The 20,337-nt window shown below is 46.3% G+C and carries 16 protein-coding genes; 3 read left to right on the top strand and 13 right to left on the bottom strand.

From position 1 onward, the window contains the following. Positions 1–215 precede the first annotated feature (215 nt). From F0P94_RS01225 to ccoS, 8 genes are all read right to left on the bottom strand, one after another. Positions 216–1,091, bottom strand: coding sequence for a universal stress protein (locus F0P94_RS01225; protein ID WP_150901879.1), 876 nt, complete (start codon positions 1,089–1,091; stop codon positions 216–218). A 70-nt stretch (positions 1,092–1,161) separates the two neighbouring features. Continuing rightward, positions 1,162–1,878, bottom strand: a complete 717-nt coding sequence (locus F0P94_RS01220) for a sulfite exporter TauE/SafE family protein (RefSeq protein ID WP_150901878.1) — start codon at positions 1,876–1,878, stop codon at positions 1,162–1,164. 242 nt (positions 1,879–2,120) lie between these two features. Continuing rightward, on the bottom strand, positions 2,121–2,597 hold the full coding sequence (locus F0P94_RS01215; protein ID WP_150901877.1) for a FixH family protein: 477 nt from the start codon (positions 2,595–2,597) through the stop codon (positions 2,121–2,123). A gap of 421 nt (positions 2,598–3,018) precedes the next feature. Beyond that, positions 3,019–4,416: a cytochrome c oxidase accessory protein CcoG gene (gene ccoG / locus F0P94_RS01210; protein ID WP_150901876.1), complete on the bottom strand. Its 1,398-nt coding sequence runs from the start codon at positions 4,414–4,416 to the stop codon at positions 3,019–3,021. Between the two features lie 612 nt (positions 4,417–5,028). Beyond that, positions 5,029–6,234 (bottom strand): c-type cytochrome, encoded by a 1,206-nt coding sequence (locus F0P94_RS01205; protein ID WP_150901875.1) that lies wholly within the window; start codon positions 6,232–6,234, stop codon positions 5,029–5,031. After that, positions 6,231–6,425: a hypothetical protein gene (locus tag F0P94_RS01200; RefSeq protein WP_150901874.1), complete on the bottom strand. Its 195-nt coding sequence runs from the start codon at positions 6,423–6,425 to the stop codon at positions 6,231–6,233. The genes F0P94_RS01205 and F0P94_RS01200 overlap by 4 nt, the downstream gene beginning before the upstream one ends. A gap of 201 nt (positions 6,426–6,626) precedes the next feature. Next, positions 6,627–8,819: a cytochrome-c oxidase, cbb3-type subunit I gene (ccoN, locus tag F0P94_RS01195; RefSeq protein WP_150901873.1), complete on the bottom strand. Its 2,193-nt coding sequence runs from the start codon at positions 8,817–8,819 to the stop codon at positions 6,627–6,629. After that, the gene (ccoS, locus tag F0P94_RS01190; RefSeq protein ID WP_150901872.1) at positions 8,809–9,015 is read right to left on the bottom strand and encodes a cbb3-type cytochrome oxidase assembly protein CcoS; all 207 of its coding nucleotides are present in this window, start codon (positions 9,013–9,015) and stop codon (positions 8,809–8,811) included. The genes ccoN and ccoS overlap by 11 nt, the downstream gene beginning before the upstream one ends. 318 nt (positions 9,016–9,333) lie before the next feature. Here ccoS and F0P94_RS01185 point away from each other — a divergent pair, with 318 nt between their 5' ends. Together F0P94_RS01185 and F0P94_RS01180 are read left to right on the top strand one after the other, a co-directional pair. Then, positions 9,334–10,536, top strand: coding sequence for a DNA cytosine methyltransferase (locus F0P94_RS01185; RefSeq protein ID WP_150901871.1), 1,203 nt, complete (start codon positions 9,334–9,336; stop codon positions 10,534–10,536). Then, complete coding sequence (locus F0P94_RS01180; RefSeq protein WP_150901870.1) at positions 10,520–11,452, top strand: DUF4928 family protein; 933 nt, start codon at positions 10,520–10,522, stop codon at positions 11,450–11,452. The genes F0P94_RS01185 and F0P94_RS01180 overlap by 17 nt, the downstream gene beginning before the upstream one ends. 1 nt (position 11,453) lies before the next feature. Here the strand turns inward: F0P94_RS01180 and F0P94_RS01175 are convergent, their stop codons facing one another. From F0P94_RS01175 to F0P94_RS01160, 4 genes are all read right to left on the bottom strand, one after another. After that, positions 11,454–11,924 (bottom strand): very short patch repair endonuclease, encoded by a 471-nt coding sequence (locus F0P94_RS01175; protein ID WP_150901869.1) that lies wholly within the window; start codon positions 11,922–11,924, stop codon positions 11,454–11,456. Between the two features lie 222 nt (positions 11,925–12,146). After that, on the bottom strand, positions 12,147–12,587 hold the full coding sequence (locus F0P94_RS01170; RefSeq protein ID WP_150901868.1) for a hypothetical protein: 441 nt from the start codon (positions 12,585–12,587) through the stop codon (positions 12,147–12,149). A gap of 281 nt (positions 12,588–12,868) precedes the next feature. Then, positions 12,869–13,666, bottom strand: coding sequence for an alpha/beta fold hydrolase (locus tag F0P94_RS01165; protein WP_150901867.1), 798 nt, complete (start codon positions 13,664–13,666; stop codon positions 12,869–12,871). Positions 13,667–14,119: 453 nt separating this feature from the next. Next, positions 14,120–16,774 (bottom strand): hybrid sensor histidine kinase/response regulator, encoded by a 2,655-nt coding sequence (locus F0P94_RS01160; protein WP_150901866.1) that lies wholly within the window; start codon positions 16,772–16,774, stop codon positions 14,120–14,122. 451 nt (positions 16,775–17,225) lie between these two features. Between F0P94_RS01160 and F0P94_RS01155 the strand changes: the two genes are divergently transcribed. Beyond that, on the top strand, positions 17,226–18,695 hold the full coding sequence (locus F0P94_RS01155; RefSeq protein ID WP_150901865.1) for a serine hydrolase domain-containing protein: 1,470 nt from the start codon (positions 17,226–17,228) through the stop codon (positions 18,693–18,695). 69 nt (positions 18,696–18,764) lie between these two features. On the opposite strand, the gene F0P94_RS01150 is transcribed toward F0P94_RS01155, so the two are convergent. Continuing rightward, positions 18,765–20,060, bottom strand: a complete 1,296-nt coding sequence (locus F0P94_RS01150) for a hemolysin family protein (RefSeq protein ID WP_150901864.1) — start codon at positions 20,058–20,060, stop codon at positions 18,765–18,767. Between the last annotated feature and the right edge of the window lie 277 nt (positions 20,061–20,337).

Below are 20,337 nucleotides of genomic sequence, written 5' to 3'. Positions count from 1 at the left end.
ATACTACTATGGCATTTGAGCGTAGAGATAAATGTCTATTGTTCGGGTTCGGTATGCGATAGTTCCCTCAACTTCGTTCGGGATGACGCAATAAAGTAGCATAGCCTGAATACGCACACAAAACTCCAGAAGCTTTCAACCAGAAGAAAAATCATATTAGCGGGAAAACAAAAAAGCCGGCAGCTGCCGGCTTTTTTCCTTCTGTTCTATGCTGTTTAAACCGCCACGGCAGTCTTTTGTTCGTGTTCTTCGTGGCTGTGGCAGAAACTGCAGCCTGCCGAGCAAGGCGATTGCCGTTCCTGGTACAGGTTCAGAAGCGGAACCCGGGTGTTAAAAGCCTGGGTTTTGCGGTAGGTAACCTGAAAATACTGCTGCAGCAAATGCGTATCCTGGGTGGCCAGCACAAAAAGATCGGCGCGGTTATTTTCGGCATATTCGTTCAGGCCTTCCAGCAGATCATCTTCTTCAATCAGGCGGAACCGCACTTTTACGTCGGTTAGCTGCGCTTTTAAAGCTTCGGCCTGTTGGGTTAAGGTTGCCAGTTTCGTGCGGTCTGCTTTCGGATAAAAATGCAGGAACGTTACCTGAGCGCCCAGGCTGCGGGCAACCTTACAAATGCCTTCCGCCACTTCCGGATCCTGGTCGCCAAAATCGGTAGCAAAAACTACTTGCTTAATTTTTTTATAAACAGCATCGGCCGGCACCAGAATGGCCGGGCACGGAAATAAGGTTTGCAGCGGTACCGGCGTCTGGGAAGTCAGATTTTTCAGGTAACCGTCATCGGCAAGCAGCAGGTCGGGTTGCCAGTTCTCAACCAGGTTGCCGATGGCTTTAACCGGTTCGCCGGCCGTAACGGTGCAGCCGATCTGGTATTCGCATTTCATGTGCCTGCCGCTTGGGTTGGCAAAACGGTCGGCATAGCTGCGTAATCTTTGCAGGTAGGTAAGTTGCCCGGTAGTGGTTAGCGAGGTTTCGCCGGTGCAGAAAAGCAACATGATCTGGGTGCCGGAAGCCTGGGCCAGTTGCAGACCGTAGCGGTACGTGTTAATGCTTTGGTCGGACAGGTCGGTGAGAATGAGCAGCTTTTTCATAGGAACGAAGTAAAAATTTGCAGTAGTTTGTTAAGGATAGTTTGTTAATAGTAATAAGAGCTTGGTTAATCTATTTTGTGGGCTTGTGGCAGCAGGCCATTTCGGTTTTCCCGGCGGCCTTCACCACCTGCGGGCTCAGGTAAGGAATTCCCAGATTCAGGCCCCGAAGAATAAAAAGCACGGCCATACACGTAGCAGCATACGGAACCGCTTTTTTGAAGAAATGCCGGAAGTTCGGTTTTACCAGTTTACCGGATAGCGAAAGCAGGAACATGAGCGGGAACGTTCCCAGTCCGAACAAAGCCATGTACAGCATGCTGCCGCCAACCGAAGGCACGCTTACCGCACCGGCCAGGGCAATGTACACGAAACCGCAAGGTAAAATTCCGTTCAGCATGCCAATAATGCCCATAGAAGTGGTGCTGTTTTTCTGAAATTGTCTGGCCATTAAACCCTGTACTTTTTTCAGCACTTTATCGAAACCAATTAAGGTGGTAAACTTAATTCCGCCGAAATGCGGCAGCACCACCAGCGCCAGAATCAGTAACCCGGAAACGATGGAAATTGTTTGCTGAAAACCGGCCACCTGCAGCGACTTTCCGAACAGACCGGCCAGCCCGCCCAGGAGCGCATATGTTAGAATGCGGCCGCCATTGTACAGGAGGCGGCCGGCGATAAACTGCCAGCCTGCACCCCTGCCAATCGGCAACGCCATCGCAATCGGGCCGCACATCCCTACGCAATGGAAGCTTCCTAAAATGCCGAATAAAAATCCTGCCCAAATCATTTTAATGTGCTAATTTTTTAATGTGCTAATGTGCTGTTCTTTGATTTGGAAATTTGAAGATTTGGAGATTTGAAGATGAATTTCATTTCCTCCGGAATTTTCAAACTTCTGTATTAGAGGATCAAGACTGAGAATATCCTCCTATTTTGAAAGGTGGTTCCAGTTATAATCTGCAATCTGCCGGATTTAAGAACCTTACCTAATTTAGTCCTGATACTAATGTCCAGATACCAATGCCTTACCTATTTCAGCGTGATGGTTTGTTCGGTGAAGTAGTTTTTGCCGTTCACTTCGCTGTTTACCCGCACTTTCCAGAGGCCGCGTTCCAGTTTATCTACCGGGAGAAATTGCTGGCGGGCTTCGTTTAAATTCAGGGTTGTTTCGAAATCGAGTTTGGCATCGGAAGGACGGAAAAAACTGACCTTGCCGTTTACCTTCCGGCCCTGGTAAAATTCCGGAAAAGCAATTACCAATTGCCCGGCCGCTTCGGCTAAAGTAACCTGAATTTCGGCGTTATTTGCTTTGGTATTGGTAACCGTGTTGATGTGCTGCTGGTAGGCAATTTCCTGTTTGTAATAATCTTTGCTCACCAGATCCACGTCGGAGCTCATGGCCATTCTTACAAAGTTGCCGATGTAGGCAATGAAGAGAATGTAGCCCAGAATGATGAACTTAGGCCACCAGCTGGTTTTACTGGGAGATGTTTGTGTGGTATTCATTTTTGTGCGGTTAAATGAATTGTCATTTTTTTAATTGCTGATTATTCATTGTTGATTGAAATCTGCAATTGTAACTGGTACAAATTTCCGACGAAAAGCTTCGCCGGGAAATGGAATTGGTCAGGCCGGATAGTGCATTTGGTCATTATTTGTCTGAATCAGAATCAGAATTTTCAGAATTAAAGAATTAACAGAATATACTGATCTGAATTAATGGAATTCACGCTTTCATCAATTAATCTGATTCAATTGAGAAGAATTAAAATCTTACTTCATGCATTAGCAAGAAAATCTTAAACACTATCAATTCTGAAAATTCCAAAATCCTGAAAATTCTGATTCAGACAAAGAGAATGCTATGCTATAACCTTCAAAAACTCAATCAGCAATCAACAATTTAACCATTATGCCATTTAACAATTTAATTCCCCGGCCCCAGGAATTTAGTAGTCTTAGTAGTAATGAGCTGGTCACCGGTGAACACACCGATCTTGATCTCGGTGTTCATCTTGTGCAGTTCACCTTTTGGAATTTCGGCAAAGAAAACGCCTTCGGTAATACCCTGTTCCGGTAAGGTTAGACTGCTGCGCACCATCCTGATTTCGCCTTGCGGCTCCAGCAATTTCAGGGTAACCGGATAAGCTTGGTTCGTTTTATTGATGAGCGAAATGTTGTAAAGGTTGCTGATGTTGCCGTTGGCTGTCTTCTGGTACATCATGCCCGGCGTGCGCAGAATGGTGGCATCTATGTTTTTACGGGTAACCAGCAGCGTTACAAATGCGCCCATCAAAATTACCAGAATAGCCGTATAGGCGCGCATGCGGGTAGTAAACTGGAATTTCTTTTTCTCGGCAATCTCTTCTTCCGAAGCGTAGCGGATCAAACCATGCGGCTTGTTGATCAGGTCCATAATACTGTTACACGCATCGATACAGGCCGTGCAGTTGATACACTCCAGCTGGGTACCGTTCCGGATGTCGATGCCGGTTGGGCAGACTTGTACGCATTGGTTGCAGTCTATGCAATCGCCTTCGGTACGGGCCTGGTTTTTATGCAGTTTGCCGCGCGGTTCGCCGCGTTCGTAGTCGTAGGCTACTACAATGCTTTTCTTATCGAGCATCACGCCCTGCAAACGGCCATAAGGGCACACAATGGTACAAACCTGCTCTCTAAAGCTGGCAAAAACCCAATAAAAAACACCCGTAAAAACAGCCATGGAAGCTAAACCACCTAAGTGGTTGGCCGGATTATCGGTTACGATCTGCTGCAGCTTTTCTACGCCAATAATATAGGCAAGCAGGGTGTTTGCAATGAGGAAAGAAATAGCCAGGAAAATGCTGTGCTTGGCAGTTTTCTTCCAGATCTTTTCGAAGTTCCACTCCTGGCGGTTCAGCGCTTTTTGCTTGTTGTTGTCGCCTTCAATCCAGTATTCGATCCGGCGGAAAACCATTTCCAGAAAAATGGTTTGCGGGCAGATCCAGCCGCAAAAAACGCGTCCGTACACAATGGTAAACAGAATGATAAAAACTACAAAGGCCAGGAAACCCAGCACCAGAATAAAGAAATCCTGGGGCCAGAAGATCATACCGAAAATAATGAACTTGCGCTCCACCAGATTCAGCATGAGTACCGGTAAACCGTTTATTTTCAGGAAGGGGCCAATAAAAAGCAAAGCCAGAAAGCCATAGCTCACCAGCTTGCGGTAATTGTATAGTTTGCCTTTCGGTTTTTTAGGGTAAACCCATACCCTTTTTCCGTCTTTGTCTACCGTCGAGATCGTGTCGCGGTAGGCTTCGGTATCGTTAACCTGGTTGCTCATAATCACTTTCCGGTTGTGCGCGCCGGCAGCGAGTTTTTAATTAAGAACTGAGAAATTCGGATCAGGACACGGAAGTCTTTTATTTTGGCAAAACCATTAAACTTCCTTTTTCAGTAATGCTTTTGGCTAACCAATCACTTACCTGATTCCCTTACAAAGTTCTGATCCTTCAGCCGGAAATTGAATGTTGCCGGTCAATCGAAAAAATGCTTTTCGTCATGTTTTTGATGGAGGTGATTGGAAGACATGGGTGCGGCAGGTTTGGGTCCCGTTTTGAAGGGTTAGGAAGAGGATTTCCTGCTGTTAACTGCTGTTCCGGATTTGTAATCCGGAACTTTTGAGCAGCGGATTTGTAATCCGCCTTCACATAGACTTTTTCATCCTGCCAGGAATGCGGATTACAAATCCGCTGCCCCTTACTTTCGGATTACAAATCCGAAAGAGCGTAATTTTTGAAGCGTTAAGGAGTAACTTCAAATTGCAGGAATTTTAGTCCCCATTTGGAGGGGAATTTTTTTTCGCACTTCCAGAGTCTTTTAAATAAAAAACTGCCAGGCGTTTCCATCTGGCAGTTTTCTTCTAAATCGTAATTCTTAAATCGCAAATCGAAACTTACTTCTTCGGTTCGTATTTCTCGCCTTGCGGAGCTTTGCCGTTGGCGGGTTTGCTGCCCTGCAGGCTCAGGATGTAGCTGGAAACTTCCAGGATCTGGTCTTTGTTCAGCTTCTTATCCCAGGCTACCATGCCTTTACTGGTTACTCCAAACTTGATGGTGTGGAAAATGTCGTTCACGTCGCCGCCGTGCAGCCAGAATTCGTCGGTCAGGTTCGGGCCTACGGTGCCTTCGCCGGCTTTGCCGTGACAGGCAGCGCAGTTCTGGGCGTAGATCGTTTTACCGCTTTCGATGGCAGAAGCTTCGGTCAGCACTTTGAAGTCGGTTTTGGCGTTCGGATCGCTTACTTCGTTGGCACTTAACAGGGCAGCCTGTTCCATTTCTACCTGGTATTCGGCATCCTGCAATTTACCGGTATAAAATACGTGGTAGTGCAGCAGGTAAGCTATGCCGAAAATAATGGTAGCGTAGAAACTGTATTTCCACCAAGGCGGCAGGTCGTTGTCGAATTCGTGGATGCCGTCGTAGCTATGGTCTTCGATCAGGATATCTTTGTGTTCGCCAACAATAGATTTCGTTTCTCCGCGCAACAGGCCAACAACTTTGGCCATGGCCAGGTTCTGGTTTTCCGGACGATTATAAAAGCTTCCCAGAACCGGTAAAGCAGAAACAAAGGTCATGATCAGGACGATTACTACCAGTGCAAGCAGGAAAACCGCAATTACGATTCCAATGAAAATGTGGGCCGGCAGCGATTTAAAATTGAAGCCGCTTTTTACCTCGTTTCCGGTACCGGTCTTAGGGTCGGCCGGCGTGGTTGGCGGGGCTACTACTTCCGCTTTAGCCGGGGCTTCGCTTTCAGTTTTGATGTAAGCTACTACCGCTTCTATGTCGGCATCTTTCAAAGCGCTTTCGAAAGACGGCATCGGCACTTTGTTGAATTTCTCGAAAAGGGCAACCGCGTCTTTATCGCCGGCCTGCACCATTTTCTGGGAGTTCTTCACAAAGCTGTTGATCCACTTCTGGTCGCGGCGCTTGTCCACGTCTTTCAGGGCCGGACCAACCACGTCTTCGGTAATGCTGTGGCAGGCTTTACAGTTGGCTTCGAAAATGGCCTTGCCATCTACCTGCTGGGCCCAGGCTTCGGAAGCTCCGAAAAACGCTACGGCGGCAGCTGCTAAAAGTAATTTCTTTAACGTTTTCATTGGAGTAGTTCGTTTGCCAGTTGAGGTTGGTTTTCGTTTCGTAAGGGCAGCTCCGACATGGCCGCCAGGTGCTTTTTATCGGAGAATACCACGTAGAGCAGCAACCCCAGGAAAAAAGCGAAGAATATGACAAAGGAGATCACCGGAAAAATCTCGATACCAGTGATGCTCTGTAAGACGTTTTTATACATTTTTTTGGATTTTTAGATTGTTCGATATTCGATTGTTCGACTTTATTTTCGAATGTTCGAATTTTCGTGGTTCGTATGTTCGACTTTTTGGGGCTTAACCCTACCCTTTTTCGGGCTTCCCTGCTCTGGTCTGTGAGGGCACAGACCGGGGGAGTTTTTCTTTTGTCGAACAATCGAGTATCGAACAATCGAATAATCGATCTATCGAACTTGGTCTTCTTTCACTTTAATATCGGTACCCAGGCGTTGCAGGTAAGCGATCAGGGCTACGATCTCTTTCTCCGGTTTCACTTCGATGCCTTCTTTGGCCAGGTCCGCAGAAATGCCTTTGGCTTGCTTCATCAGGTCATCGTTGGCTTTTTCGGCGTAACCTTCCGGATAAGGAACCCCCATACTTTGCATGGCTTTGATCTTGGCCGGGGTGTCTTCAATGTCCAGATCCTGCTCAAACAACCATGGGTAAGCCGGCATGATAGAGCCTGGAGACATGCTGGTTGGATCGAGCATGTGGTTGTAGTGCCAGCTGTTCGGGTACTTCTGCCCTACGCGGTGCAAATCTGGCCCGGTACGTTTAGAGCCCCACAGGAACGGACGGTCATACACGAATTCGCCTGCTTTAGAGTACTCGCCGTAGCGCTCGGTTTCGGAACGGAACGGACGGATCATCTGGGTGTGGCAGTTCACGCAACCTTCTTTGATGTATAAGTCGCGGCCCTGTAATTCCAGGGAAGTATAAGGCTTCACGCTGGCAATGGTCGGAACGTTAGAGTCGATCAGGAACGTTGGCACCATTTCTACCAGACCACCAATTAAGATGGCTACGGTGGCCCAAACGGCCATTCTGAACGGCTTGCGCTCGATGATGCGGTGCCAGTGGCTGTCGTGGTGCTGGCCTACGGTGGCCGGCATTAACGGTGCCGCTTCGGCTTCTTCGTCGGCTACTAAAGAACCGGCTTTGGCAGTTTTGTAGATGTTGTAGAGCATCAGGAACGCACCGCTCAGGTACAGAATACCGCCAATACCACGCAGGTAATACATCGGTACAATTTGCAGCACGGTTTCCAGGAAGTTGGCGTATTGCAGCATACCGCCTTCGCCGAACTGTTTCCACATTAAGCCCTGGGTGAAACCGGCCCAGTACATTGGCACGGCGTAGAAAATGATACCCAGGGTACCTAACCAGAAGTGCGCGTTCGCCAGTTTTTTAGAGTACAGGTTGGTCTGGAAAATGCGCGGTACTAACCAGTACAGGATCCCGAAGGTTAAGAAACCGTTCCAGCCAAGGGCGCCAACGTGTACGTGCGCTACGATCCAGTCGGTAAAGTGCGCAATGGCGTTTACGTTTTTCAGGGAAAGCATCGGACCTTCGAAGGTAGCCATACCGTAAGCGGTAACCGCTACTACCATGAACTTCAGCACCGGTTCTTCGCGAACTCTATCCCAGGCGCCGCGCAGCGTTAACAGTCCGTTGATCATACCACCCCAGCTCGGAGCGATCAGCATTACGGAGAACACTACGCCTAAGCTTTGAGCCCAATCTGGCAAGGCGGTGTATAATAAGTGGTGCGGACCAGCCCAGATGTAGATGAAGATCAGCGACCAGAAGTGGATAATGGATAAGCGGTAAGAATATACCGGACGGTTAGCGGCTTTCGGCAGGAAGTAGTACATCATGCCCAGGTACGGCGTGGTTAAGAAGAACGCCACCGCATTGTGGCCATACCACCACTGCACCAGCGCATCCTGCACCCCGGCGTAACCGGAGTAGCTTTTCAGGAAGTCAACCGGAATGGCATAAGAGTTAACGATGTGTAAAACGGCAACTGTTAAGAAGGTAGCGATGTAAAACCAAACCCCTACGTACATGTGGCGCTCGCGGCGTTTGGCAATGGTACCGAACATGTTCCAGCCGAAAACCACCCAAATAAGCGTAATAGCAATATCGATAGGCCACTCAAGTTCCGCGTACTCTTTGGAACTGGTAAAGCCCAGCGGCAGGGTAATTACGGCCGCAACGATGATCAGCTGCCAGCCCCAGAAGTGGATCTTGCTCAGCACATCGGAATACATCCGGGCTTTCAGCAAACGCTGCAGCGAGTAGTAAACACCCATGAAAATACCGTTCCCCACGAAGGCGAAAATTACGGCGTTGGTGTGCAGCGGACGGATCCGGCCGAAGGTGGTGTACTGGTTGCCCATGTTGAATTCCGGACGTGCGAGCTGGAAGGCAATGATCACGCCGATGAGCATACCGGCCAGGCCCCAGAATATGGTGGCCCAGGCAAAATTACGGACAATCTTATTGTCGTAATAGAAGGTTTCGAGCGTGTTGATCTTGTCTCCGATCTTGCCGCCTAAAACCCCCGGTTTGGGTTTTAAAACTTCAGTTAACATGTGCGGTGTCTGCTTTAGTGTTAGAGGTTGCTTTAATAGTAGTATTGCGTTTGGTTAATTCCTGATCGAAAAGCATGCGCACGGAAGGCGTGTAATCGTCTTCGTACTGGCCGGAGCGCACGGCCCACAGAAACGCGACCAGGAAAATGATCGCTACCGTTAAGCTGACGCAGATTAAGAGAAAGATAATGTTCATGGCCGAAGCTGTTTTTGTGGTTCGTTGCTGCCTGGGCCTTGTTTCCGGGGTTTTTCGGGACTTGTAAGTACCGTTTTGCGGGCCCGGAGGAGCCTTCAGCTAACATTACAAAATTACTTCAGGGCCTTGGGGGGAAATATGACGGATGTCAGTTTTGGGGGTGATTGATTGCAGGGGGGAAAGGCTTATAGCTTTAAATATTCTTAGAAGGTAGACAAGTTGGAAAACTCTTTTTAAATTTACGTAGATAATAGCAAGCCTACTCCTAGGCTAAGCTATATAGTAAACTAAATTTATTTATCTTTAAAATAGCTGATTTTGCCTACTTTCTATGAATTTTTCGCTGGTGGCGGTATGGCTCGTGCAGGATTAGGAAATACCTGGAATTGTAGTTTCGCGAACGATTTCGATGAAATGAAAGGCAGAGCATATCAACAGAATTGGGGCAGTGAAGATCTGGTAATTGGCGATATTGCGAATATTGATGTTAGCCAACTGCCTGGATGCGCTGATCTTTCCTGGGCATCTTCCCCTTGCCAAGATCTTTCTTTAGCCGGAAACGGGAACGGAATAGGTACACCCGATAATGAAACCAAAACCAGGTCTGGCACATTTTGGCATTTTTGGTCTTTAATGACAAACTTGGCCTCAGAAAATCGTGCTCCTAAAATAGTGGTTTTAGAAAACGTTACGGGCGCAATCACATCAAACAAAGGAAGCGATTTTACTGCTATAGCCACCGCATTTGCAAGCTTAAATTACAAGTTCGGGGCAATTGTAATCGATGCTCAATTGTTCGTTCCACAATCCCGAAAGCGGCTTTTTGTCATTGGTATTCGGGAAGACATTGTCATTCCGAAAGAACTTGCTACAAGTTATTTTAACGGTTTATGGCACCCTGAGAATTTGGTTGCATCATATAAAAAATTACCATCTGCAATTAAACAAAACTGGGTTTGGTGGCATATTCCATATCCGGAAAAACGGGAGAAAAACTTTATTGATATAATTGAAGATGAACCGATTGGCGTCACTTGGCATACCCCCGAAGAAACTCAAGCATTGCTAAAATTAATGTCGCCAGTGAATTTGGCCAAAGTGAAAAACGCTATGTTTTCTGGCCAAAAAACTGTAGGAGGCATTTACCGGAGAACGCGCAAAGATAAATACGGAAAAAGCCAGCAAAGAGCTGAAGTTCGTTTCGACCAGGTTTCCGGATGTTTGAGAACTCCTGGCGGCGGCTCTTCACGGCAGATAATATTGCTAGTGGAAGGCAATCAGGTTAGATCAAGGCTGCTTTCACCGAGGGAAGGAGCACGGTTAATGGGTCTGCCTGATACTTATCAGCTTCCCATTAAATATAATGATGCATACCACCTTGTAGGCGATGGCGTGGCAGTACCGGTAGTGCATTATTTATCCAAAAAAATTTTTGAGCGGATATTAGCGCATAATACAACTTCAAACCCATATACTGAACGAACAATTAATTCGCAAATATCCTATGAAAGAGCTTCTTGAAGAATTTTATAAAAACAACAATTTTAATACCAAGGGGCCTTTAAGCGTTGCTGTTCAACTTACTAAGGCGTTTAAAAATCTAGATTTCCCATTAAAAGCTGAAGATTTTTTGACCGAAAGAGGCGGTCAGGTTAAAGGACTGGGCGGCCCGAACTTAAAAAAGATTTTAAAAGAGCAAGGTATAGAGCGTATTTTAGCAAGCGAAGGTGCCAGAACCAGCAGAGGAAGCATTGAGAATATGAGGGCTTATATCGCTTTTCTGAACGCGGCGCACGAATCTGGCAATAAAATAAATTGGGAAGAAATAGAAGCATTTTGGGTTGAAAAAGTTCAGAATTATTTTGATGCTGCTCCTTTTTCCTTAAATCTGGATGCTTCACAAAGCATTAAATCTATTATCCAAAACCTCACTACACAGGCTATAGAAAGGCAACGCCAGGTTGTGGGCGTAAAGTATTTGGGTATAATGCTTCAACACTTGGTTGGGGCTAAGCTAGAACTTATTAAAGGAGATGAAACAGTAATTCATAACTGCTCCAGCAATAACGACCAAGATGCTGGCAGAACCGGCGATTTCGATATCGGAGAAGTAAGTATTCACGTTACGACAAGGCCCACTGAAAACCTGATGCTAAAATGCCGCGAAAACTTAAATGCCAATCGCAAGCCTTTGATCGTAACTTTAGAGAGCGGCGTACTGATTGCAGAAGGAATTGCCGAAGACTTAAACATCAAAGACCGGATAGATATTATTGATTTTTACCAGTTCATTGTGTCTAATATCCACGAGAGAAGCTGGTTTGATAGGAATTCTCGGCAGGCTCACATCGAAAAACTGATTGAAAATTACAACTCTATAATTGATAAATACGAAACGGACCCAAGCCTGAAAATTGAAATTGCTTCAGGGAAATAAATTACTTATCTACTTTCCGGATAAAATCGACAATTTGAATTATGCAGCCATTAAGGTTCATCCGTATTTCATGCTCCCAAAAGCGAAATACTTTATACCCTAGCAATTTAAGTTTTTCATTGTTTTCTTGGTCACGCTGCATGTTCCGTTGAATCTTAGGAATCCAATAACCGCTATTGGCTTTAATGCTTTCTTTCTCTTTTTGCCAATTATAGCCGTGCCAAAACTCCCCATCAACGAAAATTGCAATTTTGTATTTTTTACTCGCTATATCAGGCTTTCCAGGCAGCTTTGAGTAATTAATTCTATAACGAAAACCTGCTTTCCATAATCCTTTCCTTAAAGCTAATTCGGGTTTAGTGTTTTTACTCTTAATTTTAGCCATTAATAAACTCCGCTCTTTTGTAGTATAGAAACCTTGGCTTTCCTCAAATTTCGGAACCTTTATTTTTTCAGCTTTATAATCAGCCATTGTGAAATATTGATTAATTCTCTACATTCCTACGACTAATTTAAATAGCTGGTTAATCTATCTAATCTTATATCTTTATTTGTTAAATCAGACTTGTAATCAGGTAGAACCAACTAGCCAAGTTTCGGCACTACATCACTCTGTTAAACTGTAGCAACCAATGATATCATAGTGCTTACGGCTGGTTATAAAAATCATAGTTTAAGCGCAGGTTGAACGGATCTACTGCACCAACCACTTAAAGGCTTCTTCCCGATCGAAATGCACTTTGATTTTATCGGCAGTTGGATTCTCGGGACCTGAAGTTGGTTTGTTGTATACTTTGTCGGGATTGGTCATTACGAAACATTCCGGGGTCATCAGGATCGCAAACTTCTGTAAACCGGCCTGCAGCAGGGGCGCCATTTGCTGTTTCAGCCAAACTTGGTTTTCGGGAAGCATCCGGGTAATTTGGCGCGCATCGGTAAGCCAGCCTTTCACGCCTTTTCCTATGGCAGTACCAATGGCAAGCTGATAGGCATGCCGGAACTGAGCCGGATCTGGCTGAACTTTAAACGTTAGTTGCAGGACGTTCAGGTCTTTGAAAAGCTGAATAAGAATTACCCCGTCCTGGTAAAGCTCATCTGCCTGCTTTGCTATTATTTCCTCCGCGTCATGCAACATGGTATTACATTAATCTTTACTTCCTTTTAAACTGGTCCGGTCGTACGGAGGCTTACCCTGGTCTTACTTGCCGCTCTTTTTATATAAATGGAATTTCCCGGATTTTGTTTAAAGTATCGTTAAATTTAATTAAACAATTTACGCTTACAAATTTAAAAATCAAATCCTGGAAATTAAACCGGTAAGTTTCTAACGCCCGGATTCAGGAGTCAACTTTAACCTGGAGGGTGTTTTAGCCGGTTTGTAAAAGCGGAAGCATGGCGCTTTTCTTTAATATACCCCTACCCTTTTTCCAAAAAAGCTTTTATGGCCGTTATGGTTTCCTGGGGGGCGGTCAGGTGGGGGCTGTGGCCGTTCATTGCCAGGAGCTGCAGTTTGCTGGCGGGCATATTGCGGTGCATGTACTCCCCTACTTCCAAGGGAGCAACCGCATCTTCGGAGCATTGCAAAATCAGCGAAGGCGTCCGGACGTTGGTTAGTTCCCGGCGGTTATCGGCCAGAAACATGATGCGGGCAAAATTCTTCGCAATCGCGAGATTACTTCGGCAAAAGCTCTCGGTCAGTTCATCGGTAAGCTCAGGCAAACCGGAACTGCCCATTATAAGCGGCGCGATATTCGAGGACCAGCTAAAGAAATCGCTGTCGAGGGCTTCGAGCATACCGGTTATTTCGGCTTCTGAAAAACCGCCCCGGTAGCCGTCGTAGTTAATGTAGCAAGGCGAGGGAGCTACTAAAACTAACTGGCTGAAGATACCTGGTCTCTTAATGGCAGCCAGCATGCCGATCATGGCGCTTACCGAATGGCCTACGTACACAACATCCTGCAATTCCAGCGCTTCACAGATCTCCAATACATCGTCGGCATACGCTTGCAAAGAATTGTATTTTTCGGCAGCATAATCGTCGGCTTCCGATTCACCAAAGCCCACATGGTCGAAAAGCACGATCCTGTATTCGTCTTCGAAAGCCGGGGTGATGAAACGCCACATATTCTGGTCGCAGCCATAGCCATGCGCAAACAGCATCGGCTGCTTCCCCTTTCCGTTTACCGAAATATTATTCCGTTTCCTTACATTCATATCCGCAAAAATTCAGGCAAACCTGTTTATAACCCGGTGCAAGTTAACAGCAATATTCCTAATAAACTTTTTGATGCCGGTGCAAAACTGTTTTTTCAACTTAAAACCTGTAATTAGGCGGGCTTATTCTTCTTAAGAATGGCTTATTTGTACCCCTCCTGCAAGTTTAGGAACAGCCGCAACTTATGGGATTTTTATTTAGCCAGTTTGTAAAGGCGGAAGCATTGCGTCTGCACAAACCCAGCAGTATTTTTGTGTAAAAAGCTACCGATTTCATAGATAGCGGTTTGTTTGCCTTGCAGGCAAGGTATTTACAAACTTACCGAAGGGGGCCCACAAGTTGCGCTTCGCTAAACTTGCGGGATTCCTGGGAATCATAAAATGAGTAAACAAAAAATCCCGCAACTTCAGAAACTGAACTTGCGGGATTTTACTATTAACGTACCTTCAGCTTTAAACCAATTCGGCCAGCTTCAGCATTTCTTCTTCCAGCTCTTTTGCGGCCTTCAGGCATACTGTTTCTATTTTCTGGTACAAAGAAGTGAGCATGCCCATGGTTTCGTCGCTTACCTCCTGCCCCGCATTTTCGGCGATCAGGTTGCCGGCCAGCGCCTGAATGGCTTTGGCCATGTCTTCGAACTCCGGGTTTATGCCCATGGTTGCAAACGTGGGAATGAGGGAGTGGGTGGCGAGTTTCAGGTTTTCCCAGTCTTTACCGGCAATGGCTTGCTGCATGGATTGTACCAGTTGCGGAATTTCTTCCAGGTACAATCCGATCATTTCCATCATGCGCGTATTATTCTTGGTGATCCGTTTCAGGTAATCGAAATTCACGCATTTCGGCTGCTGTGTTGGCAGGTCATCCTTGTACGTTATGCCCGCTTTCTTTTGCCTGCCCGCCTGCTTCAGAAACTTAACTATTTTGCTGTAAAGCAGTTTATCGTCTACCGGTTTCGAGATGTAATCGTTCATGCCCACGGCCCTGCATTTTTCCACGTCTACCGTCGTTACGTCGGCAGTAAGGGCAATAATGGGCACGTGGCAATTCAGGGTGTTCCGGATATAGTCGGTGGCTTCAAAACCGTTCATTTCCGGCATCTGCAGGTCCATCAGAATAATGTCGTAATCGCAATCCTTCAGCATTTCCAGCGCGATACGGCCGTTTCCGGCTACGTCCATTTTAAAGCCGAAATCTTCGAGCAGCGTTTTCATTAATAGCTGGTTCAGGGCAATGTCTTCCACCACCAGAATGCGCGCATCTTTAAATTCGGCTTCCAGTTCCATTTCCGGGATCAGTTCGAGCTCCGCTTTTTCCTGGGTTTTCTGGAAAGTAAGCTCGAAACTGAAGGTAGAGCCCTCGTCCGGTTTGCTTTCTACGGTTAAGGTGCCGCCCTGGGGTTCTACCAGGTTCTTTACAATGGCCAGGCCCAGGCCGGTTCCGCCGTATATGCGGGAAGTGCCGCTGGTGGCCTGCTGAAAATCGTCGAAAATATGACCGAGTTTTTCGGCTTTAATGCCAATGCCGGTATCCGATACGGAGAATTTAACGGTCGCTTTTTCGGCGTCTTCCGATACCATTTTTACCTGCACCGTAATTTTCCCTTCGGAAGTGAATTTCACGGCGTTGCTCACCAGGTTTAAAATGATCTGGTGCAAACGCACCGGGTCGCCGATGAGCACTTCCGGAATGCGCGGATCGTATTGCTTTTCCAGCTTTAAATTCTTTTCCAGGATCTTGGTTTCGAATAAATGCAGCATGGAAGAAAGCGAAGTTGCCAATTTAAACGGGATCTGCTCGAAGGTCATTTTGCCGGCATCTACTTTGGCCAGGTCCAGGATGTCGTTTATGAGCACGATCAGGGCGTCGCCGCTATTTTTAATAGCAGTTAAGTATTCCTTCTGCTTTTCGGTGAGTTCGGTTTTCAGAACCACTTTCGTAAACCCGACAATGGCGTTCATCGGCGTCCGGATCTCGTGGCTCATATTGGAAAGGAATTGCTGCTTGGTTTTTACCGCATCTTCCGCTTTGGCTTTGGCTTCTTCGGCAATTTTGTAAGCCTGTTCTGCGGCAGTTTTGGCTTCTACCAGTTCGGTGGCAATGCGTTTTTGTTCGGTTACGTCGCGGGCCACCACCACTACGCCAATTACCTTGCCTTCGTCGTTTTTATAAACCGAACCGTTGAACAATACATCGGTCAGTTTTCCGTCGTTGCGGCATAGCGTTAAGGGCAGATCGGCTACCGCCCCCTGGGCGAATACTTCCAGGTAAACCTGTTGCGCCATGGCGGGTTCGGTAAAGTAATTAAAGAAATCCGAACCGATCAGGTCTTGCCGCGCAATCCCGATCACGTTGGCCGTAGCCTGGTTCATGTCGGTAATTTTTCCTTCCGGGCTTATGGTCATTAAAGGGTCGCGGCTGGCTTCGATCAGGCCCCGCGCGTAATTGGCTACGCGAAGTTCGGCGGCCCTTTTAATTTTTTCGCCTTTCTGAAAATCGAGTTCCTTGTTGGCAATTACCAGTTCGGCCGCGCGCTTTTCTTTTTCGTCGTTCTGAAAAGCAAGTTCTTTGTTGGCAATGCTTAATTCATCGGCTCTTTTTTCTTTTTCTTCGTTCTGGAAGACCAGTTCCGTATTGGCAATGCTTAATTCCTGAGCCCGTTTTTCTTTTTCGTTGTTCTGAAAAGCCAGCTCTTTGTTTACAATGCGTAATTCGGTAGCCCATTTTTGTTCGGCAATGTCGCGGGTTACAATTACGGCGCCCAGTACGGTGCCCTTGTCGTCGCGGTAAACGGCGCCGTTAAAAAGCACATCGGTCAGTTTGCCATCGGTATGGCGGATGGTAAGCGGAGAATCGGTAACGGAGCCTTCGGCAAAAACCTTCTGGTAAATTTCGCGGGCATTGAGCGGTTCAATAAAATAGCCGAAGAAATCGGAGCCGGTCAAATTCTCTCTGGTTACGCCGGTAATATTGGTCAGCGCTACATTAAAATCCATGATCTTACCGTCTAAACTAATGGTAACCAGAGGGTCTAAACTGGCTTCCATCAGGCTCTGGAATCTCCCTTCATTTTCTTTGTTGGGCACTAAATTTTCGGGAGTTAAGATCATACGTATTTTTTTAAAAAGGAAAGTTCAGAGATTGACCAACCGGCCAAAACAGTAATTTGGTTAAGAAGTAAGGCAGAAAGAGGTCTGAAAAACAGCTCCGAAGGATTTTTTAGGATGCCGTTAGAGAAGGGATTTCTGGTATTGATGTAAGGTACGCCTTTTAATCAGATAAGTTGGTTTACTGTTTAAAGGACGTGGCTTCCATCCCGCAAGTTCAGCGAAGCGCAACTTATGCCCCCCTTAATAAGATTGTAAATACCTTGCCTGCAAGGCAAATAGAGCTGCCTGCCAGGTAATGCCACTCTCCGTGTAACTGCTCCGCACTTTCCTGAACCAGCCAATGCTTCTGCCATTACAAACCGGCTAAAAACCCAACAAGCCACCACGCTGCTGTAGCTTGTTGGGAGATCCGGAGAATTATGTTAGCTTTACCTGTATCCAAATCAGGTATATGGCAAAATTTATTTTACTGGCGCTGTTTTTCTTTCTTTCCCTTTATAAGGTTAAAGCTCAAACGAATGAAAAGGAAGTGCGGTTAAGCGCTATCCGGCAGGTGCTGGACGGATATAACAACCACAACTACAAAGCCATGAAAGCCCCCTGGATGCTGCTGGGTAAAGTGATTATTCCGGAAAAAAGCCTGAAGAATGAATTCGAGCCTTTGTTCAAGAAATACGGAAAGGCTGAAATCGACACGGTTACCTATTCCTCCAAATATGAGTATACCGCCAAGTTGCGCATGGAAAAAGATCCTGCAGCGCGGCTGTTTATGTATTTCTTTTTTAATGAAAAGGGCAAAATTGAAGGCATGGGCTTTACCTCTCCGCCATTTGTCTACCGAAAGAAAAGACCGGTTAACCCTGTAAGTGCAGCTTTACTGGAAGCTGGCATAGATTCCCTCGTAAAGCAAAAGTACCGGAAAAGTAAAACCCATAAATTTAACGGCAGCGTAATGGTGCTAGATAGCGGCCGGTCGGTTTATCAGAAGCATTTCGGTTATTCCGATCTTCATTTAAAAAATAGCCTGAATGATACCACTCTTTATGAACTGGCCTCCTGCAGCAAACAATTCACGGCAGTAGCCATTCTTTTGCTTGAGCAACAGGGAAAACTAAAATTAACGGATCCGGTCCAGCAATTTATTCCTGATTTCCCTTATAAAAACATCACCATAGAAAATCTGCTTACGCATACCTCCGGGTTACCGGATTATGATAAACTCCTTTCAAAGGTCTGGGATAAATCGAAATTCGCAACCAACTACGATGTAATTGAACTCCTGAAAAAGCATAAACCCAAAGTGCTCGCGCAGCCCAATGAAAGCTTTATGTATAGCAATACCGGTTATCTGGTTCTTTCGGTAATCATTGAAAAGGCTTCCGGACTTAGCTATGCAGGCTTTTTAGAGTCGGCCATCTTTAAACCACTCGGAATGGAGCATACCCGGGTTTACAACACCCGAAGATCCAAAAATGAGAAAATCGAGAATTATGCTTATGGTTACGTATATTCCAATAGTTTGAACAGGTACGTGGTACCCGACAGCACCAAAGAATTTCAGCAGGTAATCTACCAGGATGCTATTACCGGCGATGGAACAGTAAATTCCTGCACGCGGGATCTAATTCTCTGGGAAAATGAATTACTAAAACCCACGCTGATCAGTAAACAAAATTTAGCAAAAGCGTTCACCCCGCACAGGCTTAATAATGGTCAGCCTTCCTATTACGGGTATGGGTTTATTTTAAATGACGGGCAGAAAACCGAGCGGCTTGTCTATCATACCGGAAGCTGGCCGGGCTATTTATGCATCATTATGCGATTTGCCGATCTGCAAAAAACGATTGTGGTTCTGTCGAATAATAGTTACGATAATTCTCTGAAACTGGCAGACGATATTGCGGCTACTCTTGTAGAATAATAGAAAGTAAAACTTTCTCCAGTTTAAAATCCCGCAAGTTGCGCTTCGCTAAACTTGCGCGATGATTTGTTACTGCCCCTCCGCCTCTTCTACTTGCTTCAGCAAAATCTTATCTACCCGGTGGGCGTCCATATCCATAATTTCCAGGGCATAACCGTTAATTACCAGTTTATCGCCCACCGACGGAAGCTTGCCCAGGGTGTAGGAAATAAAACCGGCAATGGTTACGTAATTATCGGAATCTCTCGGAAAAACCTCCTGCTTCAGGTGGCGGTTCAGCTCGTAAATTTCCATGGTGCCGTTAATCAGCAGCGAGCCGTCTTCGCGGACCACAATGTCCGGCTCGTCGTGTTCGTCCAGGTCCGGCAGGTCGCCTACAATGGCTTCCAGAATGTCGTGGAGGGTAATAATGCCTTCTATGGAGCCGAATTCATCGATCACAATGCCTAAATACTGCTTCTGGTTCCGGAAAATGTTCAGCACGGCATTGGCGCGCATGGTTTCGGGAATATAGATCGGCGCCTGCAAAATGCTCATGAGCGGCTTATCGCTTTCTTCCGCCAGAAACTCATAAAACCGCTTCGCCGTCAGGATGCCGATGATGTTGTCGAAACTCCCGTCCCCTACCGGAAATTTGGAATGCGCGCTTCGTTTTATGATTTCTTTTATCTCCTCCACCGGCTGGTTAATGTCAATAAATTCTACGTCCATGCGGTGGGTGCGTAAATTCTTGGCCCGTTGTTCGGCGTAGGTAAAAATGTTCTGGTGTAACTGGATCGCTTCGTTGGCAAGCAGTCCCTGCTTGCCGGCCGTTTTAATGATCTGCCGCAACTCCTCTTCCGACATCTTTTCTTCCGTTGGCTCTTTAATGCCTATTACTTTAATAAAAAGCGTGGTAGAACCGGAAAGCAGCCGTACCAGCGGTTTGGTAAATTTGGTGAAGACTTTTATGGTTGGCGCTACAACCAGGGCTATATTGTCGGCATTGCTCAGGGCAATGGTTTTGGGAATAAGCTCCCCGATCACGATGGAAAAATAGGTAATAAGGCCAATTACCAGTACGATGGAAAGGGTGCCGGCATAAGGCGCCAGATAGCTGTTCCCGGAAAGCCACTGCTCCATGTCGTCGGAAAGGGCGGCCCCGCCGTAAGCACCGGAAATAATCCCGATCAGGGTGATGCCTACCTGGATCGCCGACAGAAAATTTTCCGGCGACTGGAGTAATTCTACAATCGTATTCGCGCTTTTGCTGCCCTGTTTTGCTTTCTGGGCGATCCTGTTCTTGTTAACGGAGATAATGGCCAGTTCGGAAAGGGCGAAAAAGCCGTTCAGCATGGTAAGCAGGATCAGGATAAGAATTTCCATTTATGAGAGCAAAGATTTTTAAACTAAAACGGGTAAAGAGCTGATTTATTAGAAAAGTTTAACCAGCTACCGGGCTCCTAATTTAGGCAGATTCTGCTTAGCGTTGACCTAAATTTCAATTTATGGGTGAAAACTCCCCGAACAAGTTCTGGTGCAAAGCTGGCTGGTGGTATGTATATAATGTTCGCTTTCTTCTGCATATTAAAAGACAACCATTTCCGGAGAATCCGGCTTTTTTGGGTAAATTAGAACTTTATGCACCAAACGAAAAATACGG

The organism is Adhaeribacter soli, assembly GCF_008727925.1.
Taxonomy (GTDB): domain Bacteria; phylum Bacteroidota; class Bacteroidia; order Cytophagales; family Hymenobacteraceae; genus Adhaeribacter_A; species Adhaeribacter_A soli.
The sequence above is the reverse complement of the archived record's forward strand: the minus strand, read 5'-3'. Positions and strand labels throughout refer to the sequence as shown.